Origin of the sequence: Acinetobacter sp. YH12094 (genome assembly GCF_013419295.1) — a bacterium.
GTDB lineage: Bacteria > Pseudomonadota > Gammaproteobacteria > Pseudomonadales > Moraxellaceae > Acinetobacter > Acinetobacter amyesii.
The window spans coordinates 1-2,221 of the sequence record NZ_VPAK01000073.1 but is presented as its reverse complement, the minus strand read 5'-3'; the positions used below and the strand labels follow the sequence as shown (position 1 = coordinate 2,221).

The window sequence follows — 2,221 nt, the reverse complement described above, 5'->3', positions numbered from 1 at the left end:
TGAAATTCATGCACGTGTAGCAGTCCTCAACAGATTTACGGAATTAGGTCGACCACTTACCCAAGTTACGCCTTAAATTTGGCTCAATTAGGGGGCTTTGTATTTCAAATCTTTGTGCAACAAAGCCAGTGTAAAATATATCCTCAAACTTAATCATGCAATCAACTCCCTTAAATTTCTTAATTTTTTATGTTACTATTAAAAAACCATTAGCTAAAATTAAAATCAATCAATTGGACAACCAGTTAATTGCTTATTTCTATCAACATCTTTATAGAAAGCAACCCAAACATACACCCTATTATTATCTAAATCATCCCGGAAATAATTACCCTCCCTATCTTTTAATACCTGTTGGTTGGGATATAAAACTCTTATAGATTCATTTTTACCCCTACAAAAAACCCAATATTTATTATCTATTATGTAGTTTAAATACCATCCATTATTTAAAATTTTTTTTATTGTTTTATCAAACCTTTCATTTGAAAAATTTTTCTTTTCCAAACTTAAGGTAACCATATTATAGTATGAATTACCACTATATGATTCAACAACATAGCCATCATTAAAATTTTCTTTTAAATCTTTAGAAAACCTACCATTATATTCTTTTTCATTGGTAATGCATCCTACCTGCAGAACACTACAGAATAATATAAAAATTAATAATAATTTCATTTTAACCTCAAAAAGATTTATGCCATTGATCAAGAACATTCCCTATACTAGCCCCTTCAGGTGCCTTATTAAGAATACGTTCTATTTCTTTTGCTTCCACTTCTCTATTTATTTTTTTCAAATAGTCTACAGGAGATAAGTTTTTGTCACTTACTCCTCCGAAACTTAGATCCCATCCTGGTGTACCAATACCTAACTCAAATGCAAATGGTTGTTTTCCATTTATAGTATTCGCTACCATATCTTTATTTACAACGGTACTTCCCCCAAACTTAATTAATGCACCAGCATTTCCAGATAAAGATGCTCCTTGAATAAAGTTATCTGTAATTTCTGTGTAATTTGAGCCTTGACCATTAAATATACGCCCCATCAGGCTTTGTTGCACAAACCTATCTGTAAAGGCTTTTTCAGCGATATAATTTTTAAATGAAGAAGCCTACACACAAAATCTATCGCACAACCAATTGGCCCGCATATAACCGAGCACTCATGAGTCGCGGAAATATTGCCATTTGGTTTGATCCTGCTACGCAATGGTATGCTCCATCAAAAGGCAAACAAGGGCGAAATCAAACCTACTCCGACGCAGCTATCCAATGCTGTCTGATGATTAAATCTCTATTCCGTCTGTCTTTACGTATGGTCAGAGGCTTTGTTCAAAGTCTCATTCATCTTTATAGATTAGATTGGACAGCCCCAGATTATTCCACTATTTGTAGAAGACAAAAGCATATTGATATTGCAATTAACTATCAAAAAAGCAGTAATGGTCTCCATCTACTCGTTGATTCTACTGGCTTAAAGTTTTTAGGTGAAGGCGAATGGAAACGTAAAAAACATCAGCCTGAATATCGTCGCCAATGGGGTAAATTACATATTGGTATCGATGCTGAAACCCTTCAAATACGCGCTATTTAGCTCACAACCAACAATGTGAGTGATTCACAGGTGCTTGGTGATTTACGGGATCAGATTCCACAAGAAGAACAGATTGACTCCGTCTATACAGATGGGGCTTATGACACCAAGCAATGCCGCCAGGTAATCGCAGACCGACAAGCGCATGCGGTGATTCCACCAAGAAAAAATGCGAAACCTTGGAAAGATACAAAGACCAGCTCGCTAGAGCGAAATGAATTACTTCGAACAGTTAAACGTTTAGGCAGGACACTATGGAAAAAATGGTCAGGCTATCATCGCCGAAGTTTGGTAGAAACCAAGACGGTATCTCAGGTGATTGGCTTAGTACAAGGAATTTCAAAAGCCAAGTCAATGACATGCATGCACGTGTGGCAGTATTAAATAAATTTACGGAGTTGGGCGGACCTCACACCCAAGTTGTCACTTAAATTTAGATAACTTGGGGAAAGTTTAGCTTTTGAATGTTTGTGCAACAAAGCAATTATAATCGGCTTTGTTGCACAAACCTATCTGTAAAGGCTTTTTCAGCGATATAATTTTCAAATGAAGAAGCCTATACACAAAATCTATCGCACAACCAATTGGCCCGCATATAACCGAGCACTCATGAGTCGCG

General features: G+C 36.2%; 2 protein-coding genes and 1 pseudogene. 1 reads left to right on the top strand and 2 read right to left on the bottom strand.

The genetic code is table 11. The features are described 5' to 3' along the window. Positions 1–225: 225 nt before the first annotated feature. Both FTU34_RS17615 and FTU34_RS17610 read right to left on the bottom strand, forming a co-directional pair. On the bottom strand, positions 226–681 hold the full coding sequence (locus FTU34_RS17615) for a hypothetical protein (RefSeq protein ID WP_180036300.1): 456 nt from the start codon (positions 679–681) through the stop codon (positions 226–228). A 7-nt stretch (positions 682–688) separates the two neighbouring features. Continuing rightward, positions 689–1,069, bottom strand: a complete 381-nt coding sequence (locus tag FTU34_RS17610) for a hypothetical protein (RefSeq protein WP_180036299.1) — start codon at positions 1,067–1,069, stop codon at positions 689–691. Between the two features lie 41 nt (positions 1,070–1,110). Here FTU34_RS17610 and FTU34_RS17605 point away from each other — a divergent pair. Beyond that, a pseudogene (locus tag FTU34_RS17605) lies at positions 1,111–2,033 on the top strand (IS5 family transposase). The last annotated feature ends 188 nt before the right edge of the window (positions 2,034–2,221 follow it).

Coding starts and splice junctions, on each gene's coding strand:
- FTU34_RS17615 (WP_180036300.1), bottom strand. CDS start 681: ATGAAATTATTATTAATTTTTATATTATTCTGTAGTGTTCTGCAGGTA.